The organism is Gardnerella sp. DNF00983 (assembly GCF_049244265.1).
Lineage (GTDB): Bacteria > Actinomycetota > Actinomycetes > Actinomycetales > Bifidobacteriaceae > Bifidobacterium > Bifidobacterium vaginale_J.
Genome location: NZ_CP058392.1, coordinates 585,985 through 610,465 on the forward strand (window position 1 = coordinate 585,985; position 24,481 = coordinate 610,465).

At 43.0% G+C, this 24,481-nt stretch carries 18 protein-coding genes, 1 tRNA gene, 1 pseudogene and 1 riboswitch; of the genes and pseudogenes, 15 read left to right on the forward strand and 5 right to left on the reverse strand.

Going from position 1 to position 24,481, the window contains the following annotated elements; translation table 11 throughout:
- Window positions 1-31 precede the first annotated feature (31 nt).
- From fmt to HXT34_RS02110, 4 genes are all read left to right on the forward strand, one after another.
- On the forward strand, window positions 32-1,015 hold the full coding sequence (gene fmt / locus HXT34_RS02095; protein WP_421785272.1) for a methionyl-tRNA formyltransferase: 984 nt from the start codon (window positions 32-34) through the stop codon (window positions 1,013-1,015).
- A 25-nt stretch (window positions 1,016-1,040) separates the two neighbouring features.
- Window positions 1,041-1,694 (forward strand): phosphoserine phosphatase SerB, encoded by a 654-nt coding sequence (gene serB, locus HXT34_RS02100; RefSeq protein ID WP_421785422.1) that lies wholly within the window; start codon window positions 1,041-1,043, stop codon window positions 1,692-1,694.
- 796 nt (window positions 1,695-2,490) lie between these two features.
- Window positions 2,491-3,321 (forward strand): inositol monophosphatase family protein, encoded by an 831-nt coding sequence (locus HXT34_RS02105; protein ID WP_391495839.1) that lies wholly within the window; start codon window positions 2,491-2,493, stop codon window positions 3,319-3,321.
- Window positions 3,322-3,466: 145 nt separating this feature from the next.
- Entirely contained in the window at window positions 3,467-4,003 is a 537-nt protein-coding gene (locus HXT34_RS02110) for a peptidylprolyl isomerase (RefSeq protein WP_415689838.1), read from the forward strand.
- A 482-nt stretch (window positions 4,004-4,485) separates the two neighbouring features.
- Here the strand turns inward: HXT34_RS02110 and thiC are convergent, their stop codons facing one another.
- The 4 genes from thiC to HXT34_RS02130 form a co-directional block, all read right to left on the reverse strand.
- Complete coding sequence (gene thiC, locus HXT34_RS02115) at window positions 4,486-7,143, reverse strand: phosphomethylpyrimidine synthase ThiC (RefSeq protein WP_415682908.1); 2,658 nt, start codon at window positions 7,141-7,143, stop codon at window positions 4,486-4,488.
- Window positions 7,141-7,246, reverse strand: a riboswitch (TPP riboswitch). Its footprint overlaps the gene before it by 3 nt.
- 64 nt (window positions 7,247-7,310) lie before the next feature.
- Window positions 7,311-7,991, reverse strand: coding sequence for a methionine ABC transporter permease (locus HXT34_RS02120; protein WP_004106344.1), 681 nt, complete (start codon window positions 7,989-7,991; stop codon window positions 7,311-7,313).
- Between the two features lie 2 nt (window positions 7,992-7,993).
- Window positions 7,994-8,806 (reverse strand): methionine ABC transporter ATP-binding protein, encoded by an 813-nt coding sequence (locus HXT34_RS02125; protein WP_421785275.1) that lies wholly within the window; start codon window positions 8,804-8,806, stop codon window positions 7,994-7,996.
- 205 nt (window positions 8,807-9,011) lie between these two features.
- Window positions 9,012-9,845 (reverse strand): MetQ/NlpA family ABC transporter substrate-binding protein, encoded by an 834-nt coding sequence (locus HXT34_RS02130; RefSeq protein WP_421785277.1) that lies wholly within the window; start codon window positions 9,843-9,845, stop codon window positions 9,012-9,014.
- A gap of 221 nt (window positions 9,846-10,066) precedes the next feature.
- Here HXT34_RS02130 and HXT34_RS02135 point away from each other — a divergent pair, with 221 nt between their 5' ends.
- The 7 genes from HXT34_RS02135 to HXT34_RS02165 all read left to right on the forward strand — a co-directional run bounded on the left by HXT34_RS02135 (window position 10,067) and on the right by HXT34_RS02165 (window position 20,343).
- Window positions 10,067-11,779, forward strand: coding sequence for an NAD+ synthase (locus HXT34_RS02135; RefSeq protein ID WP_415689836.1), 1,713 nt, complete (start codon window positions 10,067-10,069; stop codon window positions 11,777-11,779).
- Window positions 11,780-11,896: 117 nt separating this feature from the next.
- Window positions 11,897-14,272 carry a formate C-acetyltransferase gene (pflB, locus tag HXT34_RS02140; RefSeq protein WP_004108690.1) on the forward strand — a complete coding sequence of 792 codons (2,376 nt, stop codon included), beginning with the start codon at window positions 11,897-11,899 and terminating at the stop codon, window positions 14,270-14,272.
- A 110-nt stretch (window positions 14,273-14,382) separates the two neighbouring features.
- Window positions 14,383-15,264, forward strand: a complete 882-nt coding sequence (gene pflA / locus HXT34_RS02145; protein ID WP_064621742.1) for a pyruvate formate-lyase-activating protein — start codon at window positions 14,383-14,385, stop codon at window positions 15,262-15,264.
- Window positions 15,265-15,398: 134 nt separating this feature from the next.
- Window positions 15,399-15,770, forward strand: coding sequence for a hypothetical protein (locus HXT34_RS02150; protein ID WP_415687156.1), 372 nt, complete (start codon window positions 15,399-15,401; stop codon window positions 15,768-15,770).
- 192 nt (window positions 15,771-15,962) lie between these two features.
- Window positions 15,963-17,393 carry an HRDC domain-containing protein gene (locus tag HXT34_RS02155; protein WP_421785280.1) on the forward strand — a complete coding sequence of 477 codons (1,431 nt, stop codon included), beginning with the start codon at window positions 15,963-15,965 and terminating at the stop codon, window positions 17,391-17,393.
- A gap of 53 nt (window positions 17,394-17,446) precedes the next feature.
- A complete protein-coding gene (gene tig / locus HXT34_RS02160) occupies window positions 17,447-18,796 on the forward strand; it encodes a trigger factor (RefSeq protein WP_012914242.1) in 1,350 nt (449 codons plus the stop codon).
- A gap of 149 nt (window positions 18,797-18,945) precedes the next feature.
- A complete protein-coding gene (locus HXT34_RS02165) occupies window positions 18,946-20,343 on the forward strand; it encodes a chloride channel protein (protein WP_421785282.1) in 1,398 nt (465 codons plus the stop codon).
- Window positions 20,344-20,476: 133 nt separating this feature from the next.
- On the opposite strand, the gene HXT34_RS02170 is transcribed toward HXT34_RS02165, so the two are convergent.
- Window positions 20,477-21,301, reverse strand: coding sequence for a hypothetical protein (locus tag HXT34_RS02170; RefSeq protein WP_415689833.1), 825 nt, complete (start codon window positions 21,299-21,301; stop codon window positions 20,477-20,479).
- Window positions 21,302-21,514: 213 nt separating this feature from the next.
- Here HXT34_RS02170 and HXT34_RS02175 point away from each other — a divergent pair, with 213 nt between their 5' ends.
- From HXT34_RS02175 to HXT34_RS02190, 4 genes and pseudogenes are all read left to right on the forward strand, one after another.
- Window positions 21,515-22,126 carry an ATP-dependent Clp protease proteolytic subunit gene (locus tag HXT34_RS02175; protein WP_415689832.1) on the forward strand — a complete coding sequence of 204 codons (612 nt, stop codon included), beginning with the start codon at window positions 21,515-21,517 and terminating at the stop codon, window positions 22,124-22,126.
- Window positions 22,127-22,128: 2 nt separating this feature from the next.
- Window positions 22,129-22,803, forward strand: a complete 675-nt coding sequence (locus tag HXT34_RS02180) for an ATP-dependent Clp protease proteolytic subunit (protein ID WP_415682917.1) — start codon at window positions 22,129-22,131, stop codon at window positions 22,801-22,803.
- 153 nt (window positions 22,804-22,956) lie between these two features.
- Window positions 22,957-23,030 (forward strand) — tRNA-Arg (locus tag HXT34_RS02185).
- A gap of 180 nt (window positions 23,031-23,210) precedes the next feature.
- Window positions 23,211-24,449: pseudogene (locus HXT34_RS02190) on the forward strand (Na+/H+ antiporter NhaA); the annotation flags it as partial.
- Window positions 24,450-24,481: the final 32 nt, after the last annotated feature.

Sequence of the window (24,481 nt, forward strand, 5' to 3'; positions counted from 1 at the left end):
TTACGGCTTTAATTTAAAATAGTGGGGAAATATGGCATTACCAATATTGTTTGCTGGAACTCCGGAAGTTGCGGTTCCATCTCTTCGCGAGTTAGCTAAAGATAGTGAGCATTTTGATGTTCGCGCTGTTCTTACGCGGCCGGACGCTCCGACTGGTCGCGGTAGAAAGCTTGTGCCAAGCCCTGTGAAACAAGCTGCGCTTGAGCTCGGTTTGCCAGTGCTTGAGTCGGATCCTAAAGATGAAGATGTGTTTCTTGGACAGCTTGCGGCAACCGGTGCAAAAGCTGCAGCAGTTGTGGCATACGGAAAGATTTTGCGCCAGAATGTTTTAGACGCGTTGCCGCTCGGCTGGTATAATCTTCATTTTTCGCTTCTTCCGCAATGGCGAGGTGCAGCTCCTGTGCAGCGCGCCATTTGGGCTGGGGATGATATTACAGGTGCTACTGTTTTTCGCATTACACGCGGCATGGATTGCGGGCCTATTTTGGCGCAGTTTACTACAAAAATTGAGCCTCATGAAAATTCTGGCGATCTTCTTGCTAGGCTTGCAAACGACGGCGCTCCGCTTCTTGCAGCATCTCTTCGTGGCATGGAAACTGGTGAAATTGTGCCGGTTGAGCAAGATCAAACTCCTCAAGAAGTTGCGCAAAAAATCACTGTTGAAGATGCTCACATTGATTTTCATGCGCCAGATTTTGCGGTTGATCGTCAAATTCGCGCTTGTACGCCAAATCCAGGTGCGTGGTGCGAACTTCACGCGGACGATGAGAATAACGCAGAGCCGATTACTTTGCATGTTTTACGCGCAGTTCCGGCAGATACTAACGATCCGCATGGTGAGGAATTGATGAAGCTTGATCCTGGAAAATTGCTCGCCGGCAAAAAGCAAGTTTGGGTCGGTACTTTAAGCGGTGCACTTGAGCTTTTGGAAGTAAAAGCGCAAGGTAAGAAAGCTATGAAGGCGGCAGACTGGGCGCGCGGAGCCAGGCTTTCGGCAGCAGCTTACTGCGCATAAAATTATGAGTATGAACTTTTCTTCGATGTTGCCAACTTTGTCTAAACCAGGGCTTTTGGTTATGGATGTTGATGCAACGCTTATTGAGGAAGAAGTTATCGATTTGCTCGGTGCAGAAGCTGGATGTGGCGATGAGCTTTCTAAGATTACAGCGCGAGCAATGCGTGGCGAAATTACTTTCGATACTTCCTTGCGTTCGCGCGTGAGTATGCTTCGCGATTTGAATATTGACGAGTGCAAAAAGCGTATTATTTCCAAAATTCACGTAACTAAAGGCGCGAATGTTTTAATTGACGCGCTTCACGCGCACGGATGGAAAGTTGGAGCAGTTTCTGGCGGTTTTCACGAGATTTTGGACGAATTTTTGCCGAGTTTGAATATTGATTTTTGTGTGGCTCACCATTTAGAGTCTATTGACGGCAAGCTTACTGGCAACGTGCTTGGAAATATTGTTAACGCTAATGCAAAAGTTGAAGCGCTTAGGATTTGGGCAACTAATCTTGGAATTGATCGCGAACAAACTGTTGCAGTGGGGGATGGAGCGAACGATATTTCAATGATTAAATTCGCTGGATTAGGCGTAGCTTTTTGCGCAAAACCAGCAGTTCAAGCGGCTACTCCTTACAGCATTCTTACTCGCGATTTAAGCGCTGTCTTGCGGTTTTTGAATGCGAATTAATACGTTGCTTGCTGTGGCGCGAGTTTTGGGGGATTTATCTCCTCGCAATTTTATTTTCGATATTCTTTAGTATCGTCTATGAGTTTTGTAACTGATTTAGTTTTTCGGTTTTGACGAGGCTGGAAAATTTGTGTTTGCGTGCGTCCCGTCCTTCGTGCGCTCTGGCTGCTAAAAGAGTTTAGTGTGTTCGCCTATCTTTAAAGAATGTAGCTTCTCAGTCCTCTTTTAGCACTGAACACAATTTTTCCAGCCTCTCAACACACTAAACTTCAACACAAAACTCATAGACTCGTGCAGAAAGTTACGTAAAGTGCGTGGTTTACAAGTGCCACTAAAGTCGCGCAATTAAGCTGCGGGCAGGTGCGTAGGTTGTGTGCCTGGAGCGGTGCGTGCAGTAGCACGGATGCTAGTGTTCACTAATCAATAAGTAATCATTGTTAGCAGAAGCACAACTGCAAAGCTTCATGAACGTGCAAGCATCAAATCAGTGCGAAAAATCTCAAATCTCTACCACACTAATATTCCTATGAATGAATTACGAAACATATTGAGATGTAAAATAAATTTTGCATTTATAGAACGAAAAGTTGAGTAATGTACGTAGACAATGTAAAATTGCGAATGATGATTAAAGATTAATGATTAAATTTTTTTTTGTGAAAGTTCTGTATCTTTTAACCACAGAGCTTAAATGTGTTGGTGAATCTTTCTATTGTTGAGTAAAATAAAGTTAATTTATAGGAGAGAAAGTGTGCATAAATACGGGAATTTATGCATTTAGGGTAGGGAGTGTAAGTTGAATTTACGAGAAGTTGCGCTTGAAGTTGCGCGTATTTTGGAAGATGTCGGTAAACATGCGTATCAGGATCAATTAAGCCCGCAAGATATGACGTCGATTGCGTTGGGCGATCCTAATAAATCTGAATCTGGTTTTGGCGATAAGCTCGTGCGTTTTATTCAAAATCGTTTGACTTATGTGAATCCTTTCCAAGGTTTTTGGCAAACTAGGCCGGAGCAGTGCAATCCGGGAGACCGTTTTTGGTGCGTTGGAAACGTTGACGGTGCGATTAATTTTAATCGCGATATGGCTGAGTGGACTCTTACGGTTTCGCTTTTTGAGTTTAACGATGAAGGCTCCGCTCGTCCGGTTCTTGGCGTTGTGCACGCTCCTGCGTTGGGATTGACTTATTTGGCTGCAAAGGGTCAGGGTGCTATTCGCATTCGTAGGACTCCGCAAGGAGAGAAGCGCGAGAAGATTACGCCTTCCACAACTTCTACTTTGCAAGGATCTGTGGTTTGCTATGGAATGTCTTATATACCTGGTGAATCTAAGCGTGCGCTTGACGTAGTTGCTTCTGTTGAAGAGTGTTGCCCTGCGGATATTAAGCGTATTGGGCCTGTGTCGCTCGACTTGTGCAAGGTGGCAGATGGCACTTATGACGCTTATTTCGAGCCTCACTTGCATCATTGGGATATTCCAGCTGTTTCTGCTGGTGCCGCGGTTGTGGAAGAGGCACAGTGCCAGGTGTGCCAGTGGGATGGAAGTCCTATTCATTGGCGCAAGGAAAATGATGTGGTTGCCTCTAATGGCTTGCTTATTAAAGAGTTAAAGCCGTATCTTAAGTAACTAAATCTTAAGTAACTAAATCTTTAATCCATCCCCTCGTCTTCTAATTCACTACAGTAGGCGAGGGAATTTTATATCTAAAACCAATCAAGTGTTTCGACTCAAGCGTTTAAAGTAGTCGCGAATATATGGAAAGATTACAAATATGACTACAGTTATTATGCATACTTCTGAAGGCGATATAAAAATCAATTTGTTTGATAGCAAAGCGCCTGAAACCGTCAAAAATTTCGTTGGCTTAGCTACCGGTGAGCGCGAGTGGCTTGACCCATTCAGTGGAAAACCTTCGCATGAGCCATTCTACGATGGTTTAACTTTCCACCGCATTATTAAGGACTTCATGATTCAGGGTGGCTGCCCACTCGGCAATGGAACTGGCGGTCCTGGATACGAGTTTGACGATGAAATTGACGCATCCTTGAAGTTCGATAAGCCTTATTTGCTCGCTATGGCAAATGCTGGAAAGCGTCGCGGTCGTGACGGTCGTTTGCATGGCACTAACGGTTCGCAGTTCTTCATTACAACTGTGCCAACTCCATGGCTTGACGGTCACCATACAATTTTCGGCGAAGTTGCTGACGGTGAATCGAAGGCTGTTGTCGATAAGCTCGAGGCTGTCGCAACGGATCGATCTGATGCTCCTCTTGAGCCTGTAGGTATTATTTCTATTGAAGTTTTGTGATTAAACGTTATTTGATTTAATACTCTTTAATATTCTTTAATACTACAGTTCTTAATTACTAATCCGACATTTTCTATACGCTTATGTACAGAAAAGGTCGGATTTTTGCTGTAAAGCGGCAGAAACTTTACAGGCGTGCGCAGTTTATGCCGCCTACGTACCAAAAAGAGGCAGAAACTTTACAACGCTGTAAAGAAAAAGTCGGTTACGTGCGAAAATGCGGCAGAAACTTTACAAGCACGCAACGAAAAGGTCGGATTAATAGAGAATTTAAATTCGAATATAAAGAAAGCGAGTCTTATAGCAAGCGCAATTGCTCACTATAAAACTCGCTTTGGTTTATATCAACCTTCTTCTATTATTATCCGTTGTAAGTATTGCTATTGAAGCACTTGCAATTCAGTTTTTGCTTCCGCACTTCGTACTTCAGTACCTTCGTACCTCAGTACTTCCGCACCTCCGTACCTCAGTACTTCCGCACTTTATGCTTTCACGCTTTGATACAGCGATGAGCCGGATTCTTGGAACTTTTTGCTCATCTCTTTCATACCGTCGGCAATTGCCTGACTGCGTGCTTCTTCAACGAGCTGCTCCTGCTGAGCTGCTCCGCCAAAACGCTTACGAATATTTTGCGAAATAGCCATCGAGCAGAACTTTGGTCCGCACATCGAGCAGAAGTGCGCCATTTTTGCCGGTTCTGCAGGAAGCGTTTCGTCGTGGAAGGCGATTGCGGTATCCGGATCGTAGCTTAAGTTGAACTGATCCAACCAGCGGAACTCAAAGCGAGCCTTACTGATTGCGTTGTCGCGATCCATAGCATGTGGATGGTGCTTAGCAAGATCAGCTGCGTGGCAAGCGATCTTATACGCAATCACGCCTTGCTTAACGTCGTCCTTGTTAGGCAATCCCAAATGTTCCTTAGGAGTCACATAGCAAAGCATTGCAGTGCCGTATCGCGCAATCTCTACGCCACCAATTGCGGAAGTAATGTGGTCGTAGCCAGGTGCGGTATCCGTAGTCAAAGGACCAAGCGTATAGAATGGAGCATTCTGGCAAATTGCCTTCTCCATCTCAATATTCATACGCACAGTGTCGAATGGCACGTGACCAGGACCTTCAATCATCACTTGCACGTCATGCTTCCAAGCGATCTTCGTAAGCTCGCCAAGCGTCATAAGCTCGGAAAGCTGAGCCGCATCGTTAGCATCAGCCAAGCTACCTGGACGCAAACCATCGCCCAAAGAGAATGCAACATCGTACTTTGCGAAAATCTCGCACAATTCTTCAAAGTGCGTGTACAAGAAGCTCTCTTGATGATGCTGCAAGCACCATTCAGCCATAATTGAGCCACCACGAGAAACAATACCGGTTACGCGGTTTGCAGTAAGCGGCACGTAGCGAAGAAGCACGCCAGCGTGAATAGTCATGTAGTCAACGCCCTGCTCGCACTGCTCAATAACAGTGTCGCGGAAAAGCTCCCAGCTGAGCTTAGAAGCATCATCCTCAACTTTTTCCAAAGCCTGATACATTGGCACTGTTCCAATTGGCACAGGGGAGTTGCGCAAAATCCATTCGCGCGTCGTGTGAATATCGTTACCGGTGGAAAGATCCATAACGGTATCCGCACCCCACTTCGTGGCCCACGTAAGTTTTTCTACTTCTTCGTCGATAGACGACGTAACAGCAGAATTACCCATGTTTGCGTTGAGCTTAGTCAAGAAGCGCGAACCAATAATCATAGGTTCAGCTTCAGGATGGTTAATATTGCAAGGAATTACAGCACGTCCGGCTGCAACTTCTTCGCGAACCAGCTCCACATCGCAATTTTCGCGCGTTGCAACATATTGCATTTCCGGAGTAGTGATTCCGTGGCGAGCGTACCACATTTGCGTAATCGGATGGTCCGCGCCCTTCATTGGCTTATGCGTGCGACCACGCCATTCTTTAGAAGCTTTGCCTCGCTTAATTGCGCGCTTGCCGTCATCTTGAAGATTGCGCCTGCGACCCTCATATTCCACAACGTCACCGCGGTCACGAATCCAGTCAAGGCGAAGCGGAGCCAAGCCTTCCTTCGGGTCGCACTTTGGGCCTTCCGTATTGTAATCCTTAAAAGGCGGGTTAGGGCCTACGCCAGGAGTATCCGAAAGCTTAATTTCCGTATAAGGAACTTCCAAATCGTAAGAACCATATTCATACTCAAAATGAACTGGAGTTGTTTTGCGAATATGAGCTTTATCGCGCTGAGTGCAACCGCGAGCTGCAATGTCAACGCGCTGTTGCTTAGCTAATTTTGCAGCATCCTTTGCTTCTTTAGCGTTAATAAAAGTTGGTTTCTTTTCTTGAGTTTCTGAAGATTTTGATTCAGAATTTTCTGCAACTATTACTCGCTTAGCGTAGCCGTGCTTTTCTTCGCCTCGCACAGCTTTCCAATGTTCAACAAACTCATGCATAGTTGATTCTGGTGTTTCTGAAGAATACAGTGCTTCAGAAACGAACCATCCTGCAGCCTTAGTGTGAGCGATTGTATCGATATCGTCGAGAGCAGTTCTTCCGCCAACTAGAACTGGGAAATCACTTGCGGAACAAATCGTATTAATTTTCGCTTCGTCCAGCGTTGTGTGGTTTGCTTCCAATTCGTAAGCGGCAGTAGTGCTTTCGCATCCTTCTTCAGGATTGTGCATTGCTGTTACGCAAATGTAATCGATGCATCCATCTGGAAGTTCGTTTATTACTTTAACTAAGCTCTCGGTTTCAACAGATAAGCCGATTACAGCATCTTCGCCAAGAAGTGCGCGAGCCTCTCTAGGCTCCATGTCACTTTGTGCTAAGTGCACTCCGTCAACTTTGATGCTTTGATTGCGAGCTTGCCAAACGACATCAACGCGCTCGTCGATAACAAAAGTTACAGAATCGCATTTGTTATTGTCTTCGATGATTTGTGCAATATCGCGTGCAATAGTGGTGATTTCTTTAGCGTTTTCATTGTTGCAATGAAGACGAATAAAAGTCGCTCCAGCGCGCAAAGCATCATCGACAATATCTGTAAGTGGACGATTATTACAAGCTTGTGGGTCTGCAATAAAGCAGGCGCTTAGATTAAATTGATTACGCATTGATGCGTACGGATAATTCGATGTCATACTAAAATCGTTGCTCCCTACGTTGTATTAACTAACAGGTTCGAAGGGTTAGATAAATTAATACCATCTCAGCCTTCTTTCGAAAGCACCCCTGCAAAATGTCGAATTACCAGCAAGTTTACACGATTATGTGCATTTAATTGGTGGTGGGTATGTTGCGAATTTCTTTAGCGTTCGTGATGATTGATTGCGCGTGAAATAAAATCTCCCAAGCTTTGCACAATCTGTACGAGGATAATGCAAAGAATAACAGCCACTGTCATCACATCGTATTGATAACGCTGGTATCCGTATCGTATTGCAATATCTCCGAGTCCGCCTGCGCCAACTGTTCCAGCCATTGCTGAGAATCCAAAAAGCGTAATAAACGTAAGTGCAGCTCCGCGAATTAGTGAAGGTAAAGCTTCCCACAGCAATACTTTGCAAACAATTTGCAATTTGCTTGCTCCAAAGCTTTGTGCTGCTTCGATTAAGCTTCCGTCAACTTCGGCTAAAGATTGTTCAACTACTCTAGCAACGAATGGTGCAGCCGTAATTACTAGAGGCACAATAGCTCCAGGAACTCCCAAAGAAGTGCCAACTATGAGACGAGTAAAAGGAATTATTGCAACTAATAAAATAATAAACGGCACAGAACGCACGATGTTAACAATCCATCCTAGAACTGCGTTAATTGGCGCGTTAGGGCAAATGCCTTTTTTGTTTGATGTAATGAGAAGTACGCCAACTGGAAGTCCAATAAGGTATGCAAAAAGTGTTGCAACTGACGTCATAACGAGTGTGTCTTGCACGCCTTCAATAAGTAAGTCGCCGTAGTCGTTAAAAAATTGTGTAGCAGCTTCTAACATTGTTATTTCACCTCATTGGTAAGCGCGTTTGTTGCTTCGTTTGCAATCGTGCTTGTAATTTTAGCGCGATGATTTTCTTGTTTTTCATCTGCAATAAGTGTTCGCAAAATATCGCTTTGTGGATTTGCAAAAAGCGTATCCGTGTCACCTAATTCCACAATGCGTCCGCTATCGATCATTGCAACTCGGTCGCAAATATTTCGTGCTACAGCCAGCGAATGCGTAATAATAACAAGCGTTACGTTGAGTTCGCGGTTAATTCGGCTCAATAAATCAAGGATTTGCGCAGTAGTTGTGGAGTCAAGTGCGCTTGTTGCTTCGTCGCAAAGCATAATCGACGGATTATTCGCCAATGCGCGCGCAATTGCTACGCGCTGCTGTTGTCCGCCTGAAAGCTGGCTAGGGTAGCGGTTTGCAAAATCTTTTAAACCAACTAAGTCAAGCAAGTAGTTTGCGCGTTCTTCTCGTTCCTTTTTTGCAGTGTGATTTAACTCTAATGGGAAAGTGACGTTTCGCAATACTGTACGCTGCTGGAAAAGGCTAAAATTCTGGAAAATCATGCCAATATTAGTGCGTACTTTTGCAAGTTCTTTATCTTTTACTTCGCTAATATCATTTCCGTCAATAATAATTTTGCCAGAAGTTGGTCGCTCAAGCAGATTCATGCAACGAACTAGCGAAGACTTTCCTGCACCAGAAGAACCAAGGATTCCGAATACTTCTCCCGATTCAATAGTCAGATTAATGTCGTGTAATGCTTCATTCGCTTTGCTACCTTTGCCGTAGCTTTTGTGAAGATGTTCGATCTGAATCATGCTTTTCCTTAACAGATTATTGCTTTCTGTGTGAAATATACTTCGTTACTAACTAGAGTTACTAACTAGAGTTACTAACTAGCGTCATTAACTAGATTATTAACTAGCACGCACATTACGTATATTACACGCTTATAAAATAATGCCGCAAAGCATACACGAAGCATACACATGCGGCATTAGGTGGCTACATTGTGAGTATTATTTAGAAAACAGGAAGCACAGCGCCTTTGTAAGTTTTGGTAATATAGTCGCGCACTTCGCTTGTTTTCAAAGCTTTGAGTAAGGCTTTGATTTTTGCAAACTTTTCAGAGCCTTTCTTTACTACAATAATATTTTCATAAGTTTTAGCCGCAATTCCTCCAACTTTTTCTGAAGTAAGTGGGTCTTTAGTTGGGTTAAAACCAGCTTGAATAGCGTAATTGCCGTTCATGGCAGCAAGATCCACATCCTTAATAGCAGTAGGAACTGTTGCTGCTTCAAGCTCTTTAAACTTCAAATTCTTAGGATTCTCAGTAATATCTTTTATGGTAGCGTTAATATCTTTTGGATTCTTCAACTTAATCAATCCGGCATCTTGCAAAAGAAGCAATGCGCGAGCTTCATTAGTAGGATCATTTGGAACTGCAACAGTTGCTCCATCTGCTAATGCTTTAATCGTCTTGGTTTTTCCTGGATACAATCCAAATGGTTCAAAATGAATTCCACCTACTGAAACAAGGTGAGTTCCCTTTTCCTTATTAAAGTTGTCAAGATAAGGCAAATGCTGATAGTAGTTTGCGTCAACTTCGCCTTCTTCAGTAGCTGTATTTGGCTGCACGTAGTCAGTAAATTCCTTTACTACTAGCTTGTAGCCTTCTTTTTGCAAGATTGGCTTTACAACTTTATTTAAGATTTCAGAATGCGGAGTAGGCGAAGCAGCAACAGTAATGGTCTTGTCATCCTTTGCGCCTGCTTTTGAGCTACCGCAGCCACTTAAAGTGAAAGTCGCTAATGCTGCCAGTGCTGTAATTGATGCAATAACTTTAATTTTTCGCATATTTCCTGCTCCTTGTTCGGTGAAATTCGTTTAAAGTTAAATCCCCTTCGCGAGTAACGAATTATCAATATAGGCGAGAAAAATCAATAATTCTACACTTTGCTTATTAGTATTATTTATGACGTGTTAATAATTCGCATACTTGCAGTGTGAGAAGAGAAAAAATAAGTTTTTCAACACGTCGCTTACTTGCAATGAAGCTATCTACTAGACTGTAATGTATGAGTTTTTTGCGATTGGCGTTAGCGCAGATAGATACCTGCGTTGGAAATATTGATAGCAACGTTGAAAAAGTTTTGAAGTATGCTGCGCGCGCAAAGCAGTCGGGTGCTCGCATGGTTGTATTTCCTGAGATGACTTTGACTGGGTATCCTATTGAAGACCTCGCCTTGCGTGCAACTTTCCGCACAGCTGCACAAAAAGCTGCAGACTTGCTTGCATCAAAACTTGCGGAAGAAGGCTTAGGGGAGCTTTACGTAGTAGTTGGAACTGTTGGCTTTGATGAATCTGCTGGAAAGCCTCGAAACAGACTTCTCGTTTTGCATGAAGGTAAATCTGTGTTGCAATACGACAAGCATTTCTTGCCAAACTATGGTGTTTTTGACGAGTTTCGTATTTTCTCTTCTGGCAATAAGTGTGAGCTGCTGGAAGTAGATGGGATGCGTCTAGGTTTTGCTATTTGCGAAGATATTTGGCAAGACGGCGGTCCTGTTGCGCGTTTGGCAAAACTTGGTATCGATGCGCTAATAACTATGAATGGTTCTCCATATGAGGAAGGTAAAACTCATGTGCGCTTGAGTTTGGCTCAAAAGCGCGCTGTTGAAGTAAATGCGCCAGTCGTATATGTGAACCAGGTTGGCGGTCAAGATGATTTGGTTTTTGACGGTGGAAGTTTTGTTGTTGATTCTGACGGAACTTTGCTTGAACGCTCGGCAATGTTTGACGAAGATTTGTCGTTTGTTGATTTTGATAACTCGCTTAAAAAACAGAAAGTTTCAAGCATTGCTCCAAAACTTGACGCAGACGAAGAAGTGTATTGTGCGTGTGTTGTAGGTCTTAGAGATTACATGCGTAAGAATGGTTTTAAGGGTGTGTGCTTAGGACTTTCGGGAGGAATTGATTCTGCTTTAGTAGCTACTATGGCTGCCGATGCTTGCGGTGGAGAAAATGTGTATGGCATTTCTATGCCAAGCATGTACTCTTCGGACGGTTCTAAAGACGATGCGCGCGATTTAGCAGAGCGAATTGGTGCTCATTATGATGTGCAACCAATTGAACCGCTTTTTAAAGCTTTCCAATCGCAACTTTCATTAGAAGGTGTTGCTGCAGAAAACTTGCAAGCTCGCGTTCGTGGCGTAATCGTAATGGCTTACTCGAATTCGCGCGGTGTTTTGGCGCTCGCAACTGGTAATAAATCGGAGCTTGCTTGCGGATATTCTACTATCTATGGCGATGCGGTAGGAGGGTATGCTCCTATTAAGGATTTGTTTAAGACGCGCGTTTGGGCACTTTCTCGTTGGAGGAATCGCGCTGCAAATGCTGGAGTAGGCATTGGTATGCTGTCAATTGTTGGATATGAAGATTCTGAGCAAACAGAAGCTACGAAAGCTAAAGCTCCGCAAGATGGTGTGCTTATTCCTGTTAATTCTATTATTAAGCCTCCGAGTGCAGAGTTGCGTCCAGGGCAAAAGGATTCTGATTCTTTGCCTGAGTACGATTTGCTTGATCGCGTTTTAGAGGCTCATATTGAGCTTGCTCATGGTAGAGCGGATTTGCTTAAAGATGGTTTTGACGAGCATACTGTTGACACGGTTATGCGTTTAGTTGATCGCGCAGAATGGAAGCGCAGGCAGTATCCGCTTGGTCCAAAAGTAAGCGCTATTGCTTTTGGCAGGGATCGCAGAATGCCTGTTACCACAGCTTTTCGTGAATAAATGTGATATATTTCACTAGATTTTTTGCAAAACTGCTCGTGTATGCGTTTACCTATGCTTTAACATTGATATTAAGGCAGCGTGAAGATGCGTTGCGGGTACAAAAGGAGTCTAAACATGACATCAGTTGATGCGCCAGTTCTCAGTGAAGAGGATCTTCGTACCGAAGCGTGGAATGGTTTTACTGACGGCAATTGGAAGAAAGACATTGACGTACGCGACTTTATAATAAAGAACTATACGCCATATGAAGGTGACGAAAGCTTCTTGGCAAATGCCACTGAAAAAACGAAGCACATGTGGAAGTATCTCGACGACAACTACTTGGCTGTTGAACGTGAACGTCGTGTTTATGATGTTGAAACTCATATCCCAGCAGGCATCGACGCAATGCCAGCAGGCTACATTGAAAGCCCAGAAGTAGATAACGTAATCGTCGGTTTGCAAACTGATGAGCCTTGCAAGCGCGCTATGATGCCAAATGGCGGTTGGCGCATGGTTGAGCAAGCTATTAAAGAAGCTGGCAAGGAAGTAGATCCTCAAATCAAGAAGATCTTCACCGTTTACCGCAAGACTCATAACGATGGCGTGTTTGGCGTTTACACCAAGAATATTAAGATTGCTCGCCACAACAAGATTTTGACCGGTTTGCCAGATGCTTACGGTCGCGGTCGTATTATTGGCGATTATCGTCGTGTGGCTCTTTACGGCGTGAACATGCTTATTGAGTTCAAGAAGCGCGATAAGGATTCGATTCCATACCGTAACGATTTTACCGAGACCGAAATTGAGCATTGGATTCGCTTCCGCGAAGAGCATGACGAGCAGATTAAGGCTTTGAAGCAGCTTATTAACTTGGGTAACGAGTACGGTTTGGATTTGACTCGTCCAGCTAAGACCGCTAAGGAAGCTGTTCAGTGGACTTACATGGGCTATCTTGCTTCTGTTAAGAGCCAGGATGGCGCTGCAATGAGCTTCGGTCGCGTTTCCGCATTCTTCGATTGCTACTTTGAGCGCGATTTGAAGGCCGGTTTAATTAACGAAACCGACGCTCAGGAAATTATTGACGCTCTTGTTATGAAGCTTCGTATTGTGCGCTTCTTGCGTACTAAGGATTACGACGCAATCTTCTCTGGTGATCCTTACTGGGCAACTTGGTCCGATGCAGGCTTCAGCGAGGATGGCCGCACTTTCGTAACCAAGACTTCGTTCCGTTTGCTCAACACTTTAACTCTTGAGCATTTGGGACCTGGTCCTGAGCCAAACATCACTATTTTCTGGGATCCAAAGCTTCCAGAAGCTTATAAGCGTTTCTGCGCACGAATTTCTATCGACACTTCTGCAATCCAGTACGAGTCCGATAAAGACATTCGTGAGCACTGGGGTGACGATGCTGCCATTGCTTGCTGCGTTTCTCCAATGCGCGTCGGTAAGCAAATGCAGTTCTTTGCTGCTCGCGTGAACTCTGCAAAGGCTTTGCTTTACGCTATTAACGGCGGTCGCGACGAGATGACCGGCATGCAGGTTATCGATAAGGGTGTTATTGACCCAATCAAGCCAGAAGCTGACGGCACTCTCGACTACGAGAAGGTTAAGGCTAACTACGAGAAGGCTTTGGAATGGCTTTCCGAGACTTATATTGAGGCTTTGAATATCATCCACTACATGCACGATAAGTACGCTTACGAGTCCATTGAAATGGCTTTGCATGATAGGGAAGTCTACCGTACGCTTGGTTGCGGCATGTCCGGCTTGTCTATTGCTGCAGATTCCTTGGCTGCTTTGAAGTATGCAAAGGTTTACCCAATCTACAACAAGGATGCTAAGACCACTGAAGGTCACGAGTACGAGTACATCGAGGGCGGCGACGACGACTTAATCGTTGGCTACAAGACTGTTGGCGAATTCCCAGTTTACGGTAACGACGACGATCGTGCAGACGATTTAGCTAAGTGGGTTGTAAGCACTGTTATGGGTCAGGTAAAGCGTTTGCCTGTGTACCGTAACGCTGTTCCAACTCAGTCCATCTTGACTATTACTTCTAACGTTGAGTATGGCAAGAACACTGGTTCCTTCCCATCCGGTCACAAGAAGGGTACTCCGTACGCTCCAGGCGCAAACCCAGAAAACGGCATGGATTCGCACGGCATGCTTCCTTCGATGTTCTCCGTTGGAAAGATTGATTACGACGATGCTCTCGACGGCATTTCGCTTACGAACACTATTACTCCTGACGGTTTGGGTCGTGACGAAGACGAGCGCATCAGCAACTTGGTTGGCATTTTGGACGCTGGCAACGGTCACGGCTTGTACCACGCAAACATCAACGTGTTGCGTAAGGAACAGCTTGAGGACGCTGTTGAGCACCCAGAAAAGTATCCGCATTTGACGGTTCGAGTTTCCGGCTACGCAGTGAACTTTGTAAAGCTCACTAAGGAGCAGCAGCTCGACGTTATTTCTCGTACATTCCACCAGGGTTCAGTTACTGACTGATTTGGTAGATTGCTAAACACCGCCGGGAGCGAGGCTAGTTTCGCTCCCGGCTTTTGTTAATTGCGTATATTATTTATTATTTATTTATAAATAGTTTGGAGGGCAGTTAGATGGCTGAAAACACAGCGTTTCGTACCACAACTCAGCATATGTTGAAGGAGTCAAAAGAGTATGCTCGCCAAACTTTAATGGGTGGTCTTTCTGGATTTGAGTCGCCAATTGGGCTGGACAGAAAAGATCGCTTGGTAGCTCTTAAAACTGGCGATATTGGGTTTGTGCATTCGTGGGATATTAACACTTCTGTTGACGGTCCTGGAACTCGTATGACTGTATTTATGAGTGGCTGCCCACTTCGTTGTCAGTATTGCCAAAATCCTGATACTTGGAAAATGCGCGATGGCAAGCCAGTCTACTTAGATGCGATGATTAAAAAAGTTGACCGCTATCAGAGTCTTTTTAAAGCAACAGGCGGTGGGATTACTTTTTCTGGCGGCGAATCCATGATGCAACCAGCTTTTGTATCTAGAGTCTTTCGTGCTGCAAAAGAGATGGGCGTGCATACTTGCTTGGATACTTCCGGCTTTTTGAATCGCAATTACACGGACGAAATGATTGACGACATTGATCTTTGCTTGCTAGACGTTAAATCCGGCACTGAAGAAACGTATAAAAAAGTAACTGGCGGCTTGCTCCAGCCAACTATTGACTTTGGTCAGCGCTTGGCGAAGGCTGGTAAGAAGATTTGGGTGCGTTTTGTGCTTGTTCCAGATTTGACTTCCAGCGAAGAAAATGTTGAAAAAGTTGCTGAGATTTGCGATTCGTTTGGCGACGCTGTTGAGCATATTGACGTGCTTGGATTCCATCAACTAGGCCGCCCAAAGTGGCATGAGCTTAGGATTCCGTACCCTCTTGAGAATCAAAAAGGGCCTTCTAGAGCACTAAAAGAGCGAGTTGTAAACCAGTTTAAAGACCACGGTTTTGTTGTGTACTAGATTGCGTTTAGATTGCGTTTAGACTGCGTCAAAAATGTAACTGTAATTTAGGTAATCTTTGCGTATCGTATTGTTTTTTTTTGAAGGATTTTGTATAATTATGCAAATACTCTTTTTTAGAGAAAGGATACGCAATGAAGCGCAGAATAGGTTGTTGGATTGCATTAGCTTTTGCATTAGCGTTAGCTATTTTTGCAAGGTGTAACGATCAGTTTGGCTTTGGTACAGCGATTATTATTTTAATTGTTTTGCCGATAATTTTGTTGCCGATAAATATCATTGCAGCTTTCGATGAAAAACCTCTTATTGAAATGCCGATAATATCTATTGCTATAACTATTGCTACAGAACTTGCCACTTTCCCAATAAGAGATTTAGGTTTACATGCTCTCTACGTTATTCCAACAGTTTTAGTTTCGGCAGTCGCATTTACTCTTACAAGATTCCTTAAAACTAAACTTGTTAATCACATAAATGGCGAAATAGCAAACAATAAAACAGATTGATTATTTAATTGATTATTTAATTGATTACTTATTTTTGAATAGTCGTAGTTGTGTGCGAAAGTTGAAGCCGTGTTAAAGATGCATAATCTATAACACGGCTTAAATATTTTTTTACGGATATTTTGCAAAAAGTACAGAATATTTTGCAAAAAGCGTAAGAATTTGGCTAAAGCGTGCAGTTGGGAGGCGTACTTGAACGAGGAACCAAAGCTTTTAAAAGAGCCTAGAGAAGGAGTTCCAGAAGTCATTGATGCGCTTGAAGCATATAAAGATTATTGCAGCTTGTTGGCAGCAGGTTCCGGTCCTTTGGCTGCAGATGCCGAGCGAGCTTCCGGTTTTCGTTACAGTCATGAAGATTGGTTGATTCAGTTTAAACGAAAAGGTGCAGGAATTGGATTATTAGATCCAATAGAACTTACAAAGCTTGGAGCTGATTGGAACGAATTTAACAAGGCAGTAGGGGATGCGCCTTGGATTATTCACGATTCGATGCAAGATTTGCCAGGATTTTTCGATATTGGTTTGCGCCCGCGTGCTTTATTTGATACCGAGATAGCTGCTAAATTACTTGGTAGAAAGCGCTTCGGTTTAAGCTCTGTAACTGAATATTATTTGGGTTTGACGCTCGCAAAAGAACATTCTGCAGCGGACTGGTCTTACCGCCCACTTCCTAGGGATTGGCGAAATTACGCGGCTTTAGACGTTGAATTACTAATTGAGCTAGAAGAAGTAATGCGCAGCGAGCTAAAAAAGCAAGGTAAGCTTTCCTGGGCGGAAGAAGAATTTAAACACTTACTTAATAAGGGTGCACAAAAGAAAGCTCCGCATCCACGTCCATGGCTTAAAATATCGCATATAAGTGTGCTTATGCACGATCGTGTTGGTCTAGTTATTGCTAAAGCATTGTGGCAAAAGCGAGATGCTTTAGCGCGTGAATACGATATTGCGCCAACTCTGCTACTTTCTGACGCTGCAATTATTGAAGCTGGTAAGCGTAAACCTAGTAATGCGCGTGCGTTTCGTGCTATTCGTTCTTTGAATGAACGAGTGCGAATTCACACTGGCAGTGAGCAAGACAAAATGTTCGAGCGTTACGCTCCAATTCAGCGCAAAATTAGACCATCTATTTGGAAAAACGTTATAGAGAATGCTATTTTGCGCGCTAAATCTGGTGAAACAGCTATGGATGATGTGCACCCAGTACTGCCGAATGGAGCTATTCAACTTAATTCGCGCGAATCTCGTAAAACTAGCGTACTTAAGTCAACAGATACTGACGAGTCGCAAGGTTCTAACGATTGTCAAGATTGCCATGATTCATCAGATTCGCAGTATTTACAGGATATGCAAGATTCCCAAAGCGCTCCTAGATCTATGAAATATTGGCGAGAACATCATCCTAAGCGTTACGAGCGTTTACAAAGAGTAAAAGCTGAGTTAAATCAAATTTCTGAATACACTCATACTCCTGCAGAAATTATTATCAAACCACAGATTATTCGTAATCTTTGCTGGCATGATGATGCGCAAGATATTGATGTTAAAACATTCCTAAGTGAGCATGGTGCTCGCGAATGGCAAACCCGATTGGTAGCTGAGTCCGTAACTCGCGCTATCATGTAACGGTTGTGCCATACGGCAGAAGCTAGAAAAAACGTAATTTCAGGAGCGCAAGCGTGAAAATCAGCGTCAGGAATCTTGAGCCAACTAAAGTTAAGCTCACCATTACCGCAGATCTCGAAGACTTCAAACCATTCTTGGAAGAAGCTCGTAAGGAGATTGCTAAGCAAATTAACGTGCCAGGTTTCCGTAAGGGACATGTGCCAGGCAAGATTGTAGATCAGCGCGTCGGTTTCGCAGCTGTTGCCGGCGAAGCCGTAAATTCCGCTGTACCAGAGCTTTATTCCAAGGCTTTGGAAGAAAAGAAGATTCGCCCAATGGATCAGCCAGAATTTGACGTTCAGGAAGTTCCAACGTCGACTGATGCAGATGCAAGTCTTAAGTTTGTAGCAACAGTTGAGCGTCGTCCAGATTTCAAGTTGAACAAGTTCAAGGGCGTTGAGATTGAAGTTGAGAAGCCAAAGGTTTCCGACAAGGATGTTAAGGAGCGCTTGGAAAGCCTCCGTCAGCGTTTTGCTACTTTGGTTGGTGTTGACCGTCCTGCAGCTAAGGGTGATTACACTAACATTGATTTGGAAGCTCGTATCGATGACGAAGTAGTTGATGCACAAGAGGGCGTAAGCTACGAAATCGGTTCCGGTGTGTTGCTTGACGGTTTGGATGAGGCTTTGGATAGCCTTTCTGCCGGTGAAGAAACCACCTTTGAAGGTACTCTCGAGTCCGGCAAGCACAAGGGCGAGAAGGCTCAGATCAAGGTTAAGGTTAATTCCGTAAAGACTCAGGAATTGCCAGAGCTTGATGATGATTTTGCTCAGGAAGCTTCCGAGTTTGATACTTTGAAGGATTTGAAGGCAGATATTCGCAAGGCTTGCGAGCAGGCTGCTGAAGGTCGTCAGGCAACTAATGCTCGTGACGCATTCCTTGTTAAGCTTCAAGAAGAAGTTGAAATTCCTGTACCAAAGGGCGTTTTGGATAAGGCTGTTTCAGAGCATTTGAAGGGCATGACCCCTGATCCTGAAAAAGCTACCAAGAAGCAGAAGGACGAAGCTCAGCAGGCTGCTGAGAAGGAACTTCGCGACCAGATGGTTCTTGATGCTTTGGCTGAACAGATGGACGTGACTGTTTCCCAGGCTGACGTCACCAACTTCTTGGTTTCTGTTGCTCAGCAGTACGGCATGGATCCAAACCAGTTCATTAACGCAATCGTTAACAACGGTCAGCTTGGTTCTGCTGTACAGGAAGTTGCTCGCTCTAAGGGCTTGCTTGCTGGTATGCGTGCTGTAAAGTTCGTTTCCGGTGGAGAAGCTCTTGACTTGAGTGCATTCTTGTCTGAGGATGATGACGAAGACGAAAGCGTGAAGGCTGCTTCTGCTGCTGCAGAAGTTGCTGACGAACTTTCTAAGTAGTATTTTTCAAACAAGAAAAAGTTTATACTTTCTCATGTTTGCTAAAAACCCAGGGCTTTTGCTCTGGGTTTTTGTGTTGTTGTTATACTTTAAAGAAAGTGAAAAACAAATAAAATTAAAAACAAATAACATAAGGAAGGCTGCTGCTAATGGAAAAACGCAATTTGCAAATAGTAGGCAGTAAAAAACCTAGTAAGTGTTTGAGCTACGTTTTTACATGTTTACGATTAAGCCTTATTGCTTTTTTTGTTGCAGTTATGGCTGGGTTTGGTGCAATATTATTAACTCTGTTACTACATGCTGTGCAAAACGTAATGTTCGGATTTTCAGAATCTGCTCTTAAACCTTCGCCAGTTGGATTGCCAATATTGCACTACGTTGCTGTTGTATTAATTGTGATGTCTGTTGCTGCAATTATTTGGATGTGGTTATGGACAAAATCTTCTAATCGTATTGTCGATATAGCTCATGCTGTTCGTGGTCAATCGATGCCATGGCATACGACGATTATCCATGTATGTTTACAAATTTTTATAGTTGCTTCTGGCGCAAGTTTAGGTAGGGAAGTTGCGCCTCGAGAATTGGCTGCAATGCTTACTCAGAAGTTACTTCGCTTTATTCGAGTTAGTGAATTTCAAGCTCGCGTTTTGGTTGCAAGTGCTGCTGGTGCTGGTTTAGCTGGAGTTTATCGCACTCCAATAGCAGGTGCGATTATGACATTAGGTTTGGTTGCAATTCCACATTTTGCACACGAATCGAAATCTTCTTTAAAGCGTTTGAAATGGTATTGGCTTATACAAAAATTTGGTATTTTTGCTATTGCGTTATTTATAAGTGAAATTGCATCATTAACTACTATTTTTGTGCTTGGTGATGAACCTTACTATTGTTTGCCACGTCTTGATGACATCCATATTGTCAACACGAGTGTGTTGATGCTTGCAATTATAGTTGGCATTGCTTGCGGTATTGTTGGCACTCTTTTCCATAAGATGATTCATTGGGCTCGCTCTAAGTGTGCTCACAATTATCAAATCTTATATTTTTTGCCGCTAATGGGCTTAGTAACAGGATTAGTTGCATCGTGGAATCCAGCAATTATGGGAAATGGCAGAGCTTTAGCACAATACGCATATAATATTGCAAAAACAAGTATTGCAATTGACAAAAACTCTTTGATAACTTTGCTTCTACTATTTGTTGCAAAAATAATTTTAACAAGTTGTACTCTTCGAGCTGGCGCAAGTGGCGGTGTGCTTCAGCCGAGTATGTCGTCTGGAGCTTGCGTAGGACTGATTATAGGTTTTATAAGTATGAACATTCCGTTTGTTGGTAGCATGTTATCAAGTCAGCCAAAATTATTGATAATAGCTGCTATTTTTGGCGCTGCAAGTCTATTAACTGCAAGCCGAAAGTCATTGTGGTTTGCGCTTTTTTTGGTAGCGCAATTAGTGAATGTGCCTATGATTATGATTATTCCAATGGCTGTTTCTTGTGCTGTATCTAGAAGCATAGCGATAATACCAAAAATTTTTATGCGCAAATAATGTTTGAATTTTTAGTATGGAAAATACAATATGTGCAAAATAAATGCGCCTATGCTAGTTCAGTATTAGCAAAGACGCATTTATTATCAGTAAATATTTTTTAGTTATGTTGGTTATTTTAGTTACTTTTTAATTAATTATTATAACTAAATTCTTTATCTGTTATAAAAGTTCCATCATCGTTTGAGAAGATTAAATGCACTCGTACTGGTGCAATAACTTTTTCTTTCACATCATCCTTTGCTGATTGTGACATCATGCTCGATAAGCTATCGCCGTACGATTGTATTCCATTCCTTAATGTTGAAATTTCCCAATCAGATAGGTGTCTTTTTGACTTTGCGTTTATATTGAGCTGATCGCCCTTAGCGTCAAACGTTACGTTGAATGGTGAGCCGTTATTGGCTAATGCACTAGTTACTTTTTCAATTTCCGCTGGATGGCAGTGTACGTATTCTTCAATATTTGCGCTTCTTGGTGCAGAGCAATTGTAATTCGGTTTAAGATTAGTCAAAATTACGTATCCGCCTACTGCAACTACTGCTACAACTATGACAGAAATAAGCCAAATGAATTTTGACTTATGAGCGATTTTGTTTGTTGGATTTGGATAAGCGTTTGCTGGGTAGTTGTTTACTGGTTGTTGATTATTTTGATATACGTTTGGTTGATAACCATTGTTTGGATTTACATTATTAGGGTAATTATTGTTTTGGTACCCGTTGTTTTGGTATCCATTGTTTTCATAACCATTGTTTTGGTACCCGTTGTTTTGATATCCATTGTTTTGATATCCATTATTTTGGTATCCGTTGTTTTCATAGCCATTGTTTTGGTACCCATTGTTTGGATTTACATTATTTGGGTATGTATTATTTTGGTAACCATTATTTGGATACTCGTTATTTGGCATCGGAGCAGGAGGGTAGTTGTTGTCTGACAATTGGTTAGGATCCATAATTACTCCTTATAATGAATTGATGATCCAATAAAAATATACTAAATAATGCATACTAACATGAGATAATAAGTAAAAATTACATGTGTCGATGTGGATGAAATTTTAGAAATTTGGTGAAAATATTCAATTCAAATAATATTCGCAATATTTTCTATGCGGTCATGCGCACAATGTAGTGTAGAAATAATTACGTGATAACAAGGAGATATAGTGACTGAACTTTTTACAGCTTCTCCTGTGATGGAACAGGCTGAAGCGCCTACATTAACCGATCCTATTTTTAATCGGTTGCTAAAAGATCGCATTATTTGGTTGGGATCTGAAGTAAAAGACGAGAATGCTAATGTTATTTGCGCACAAATGTTAATGCTTGCTGCTGAAGATCCTAAGAAGGATATTTGGCTGTATATTAATTCGCCTGGAGGTTCAATTACTGCTGGTATGGCAATTTACGATACTATGCAATTAATTGAGCCGGATGTTGCGACTATTGCTGTCGGCATGGCTGCATCTATGGGTCAGTTCTTGCTTAGTTCTGGCACTCCTGGTAAGCGTTATATTACCTCGCATGCTCGTGTGCTTATGCATCAACCTTCTGGCGGTGTCGGTGGCACTGCTACGGATGTGCGAATTAACGCAGAGCTTATTATGGATATGAAAAAAACGCTTTCTGAATTGACTGCAAAGCAGACTGGTCATACGGTAGAGGAAATTTACCGAGATAACGAATATGATCACTGGTTTACAGCTCAGCAAGCTTTGGAGTATGGTTTCGTAGATAAAATTGTGACCACTCCTGCTTCTATGCGCGGTGAGGAGTAATTATGGCAAGTGAAGAAGCAAAGTTTGTTGCGCGTGCCGAGCGTTTAGCTGGTTTTGGCGGTGTTACTTCTGCTCAGCGCATTGCTAATCGTTACGTGTTGCCTCAATTTGGCGAGCAAACTCCATACGGCATGAAAACGCAAGATCCTTACACTAAGCTGTTTGAAGATCGCATTATTTTCATGGGTGTGCAAGTAGATGACACTTCTGCTGACGACATTATGGCTCAGTTGCTTGTTTTAGAAAGCATGGATTCTGATCGCGATGTGATGATGTACATTAATTCACCTGGTGGTTCGATGACTGCTATGACTGCGATTTATGACACAATGCAATACATTAATCCAGATGTTCAAACTGTTTGCTTAGGTCAAGCTGCTTCTGCTGCTGCTATTATTCTTGCTGCTGGAGCTGCTGGTAAGCGCATGATTTTGCCAAATGCGCGTGTGCTTATTCATCAGCCTGCAATGGGTCAAGATTTTGGTAAAGCTACTGAAATTGAGCTTCAAGCTAAGGAAATGTTGCGTTTGCGTTCTTGGTTAGAATCAACTCTTGCAAAGCATACTGGTCAAGATATTGAGCGCATCCGTAAAGATATTGAAGTGGATACTATTTTGACTGCTCCAGAAGCTAAAGCTTATGGAATGGTTGACGAAGTGCTTGAGCGCAGATCATAATTCAATCTTTACAAAGTAGTGAGAATTTATCGATTCTTGCATTTCTTAACAACAAACCCCGGTCGACACGCCGGGGTTTGTGTTTTAGTGCAGATGGTTGTATATTAGTCAAGTTGCCGGAAACAAGGACATGGTTCTTGAGGCTGGAAACATGCGCCAGTAGCCCAACGGATTAGAGCATCTGACTACGGATCAGAAGGTTGCAGGTTCGAATCCTGTCTGGCGCACAAACAAAACGCGAAGCTTTTGCTCCGCGTTTTTTTTTTATTCGTATGCAACTCGCTCGGTTTATGCCTCTCAGTTATACTTGAAAGTGCGAATCACATATTTTGCACTATAAAACGTTATAAACGTTATATAAACGTATAAACGCTATAAATGCATTTAGTGGAGGAAATATTTACAATATGATACGACGCAGTTGGAGAATAGCTTGCAATATTGCAAATAATGAGAGAATTTCTGGTTTAATTATGCTTGGTTTCGCTCTTAGCGGCTTATTGCTTGCAAACATTCCTTTAACAGCGCCAATATTTGAAGCTGTCTCGCATACTCATGTAGGAATTCCGTGGACGAATATACATATGTCAATTGGTCACTGGGTGCAAGACGGCGTGCTAACTATTTTCTTCCTGTCAGTTGGCTTAGATTTAAAACACGAACTTATTGCTGGCTCGCTTTCTGACCCTCGAGCAGCTGCAATGCCAATGATTTGCGCTGTTGGTGGAATGGTTGTGCCTCCTTTGCTGTTTGTTGCTACAGTAACTGTATTTTCTGAATTGCATGCTGGACAGGAGATTATGCGTCTTACTTCTGGCGCTTTACCTTCACTCGATATGGTTCGTGACGGGTGGGCAATACCTACGGCAACAGATATAGCTTTCTCTCTTGCTGTTCTTGCTTTATTTGCAAAAACTTTGCCACACGCTTTGCGCGCATTTCTTATGACTCTTGCTACAGTAGACGATTTGCTTGGAATAGCACTTATTGCTGTGTTCTTCTCTTCTCTTAACGCATGGTATTGGTTTGCTGGAGTAATTGCTTGCGGTTTAGTTTGGACTACTTTAGTGCGTTTGAAGCGCGTTCCATGGCCGTTGGTTGCAATAGTAGGAATTATGGCTTGGGTTATGATGTATGAAGCTGGCGTGCATCCAACTTTAGCTGGAGTAATGGTTGGTTTGCTAACTCCAGCGCATTTAGTTCATGGCGAAAAAACGCTTCGTGCTGAACGCTATCGCGAAAAAATTCAGCCTGTTTCTGCACTATTGGCTCTTCCAATTTTCGCTCTTTTCGCTACAGGAGTGCATTTTGAAACATTGACTTGGGAGCTGTTCTTCTCGCCAATTTTGATCGCTATCACTATTGCTCTTGTTATTGGTAAACCTGTTGGAATTATGGTAACTGCTTGGATATCAAAGCGTGTTCTAGGTTTGAAAGTTCCTGATGGTCTTCGCGTAGCAGATTTAATACCAACAGCATGTGCGTGTGGAATTGGTTTCACTGTTTCCCTTCTTATTGCTTCGCTTGCGTATTCTGATGCAGATTTGTCTGCTGAAGCACGTTTTGGTGTTCTTGTTGCTTCTATTGTTGCTGCAGGAGTTTCTGGCTTCTTACTTTCTATGCAAGCAAAGCATATGGAAGAAGAATTAGATGAAGTTGAAGACTAGTTTTTAATTAT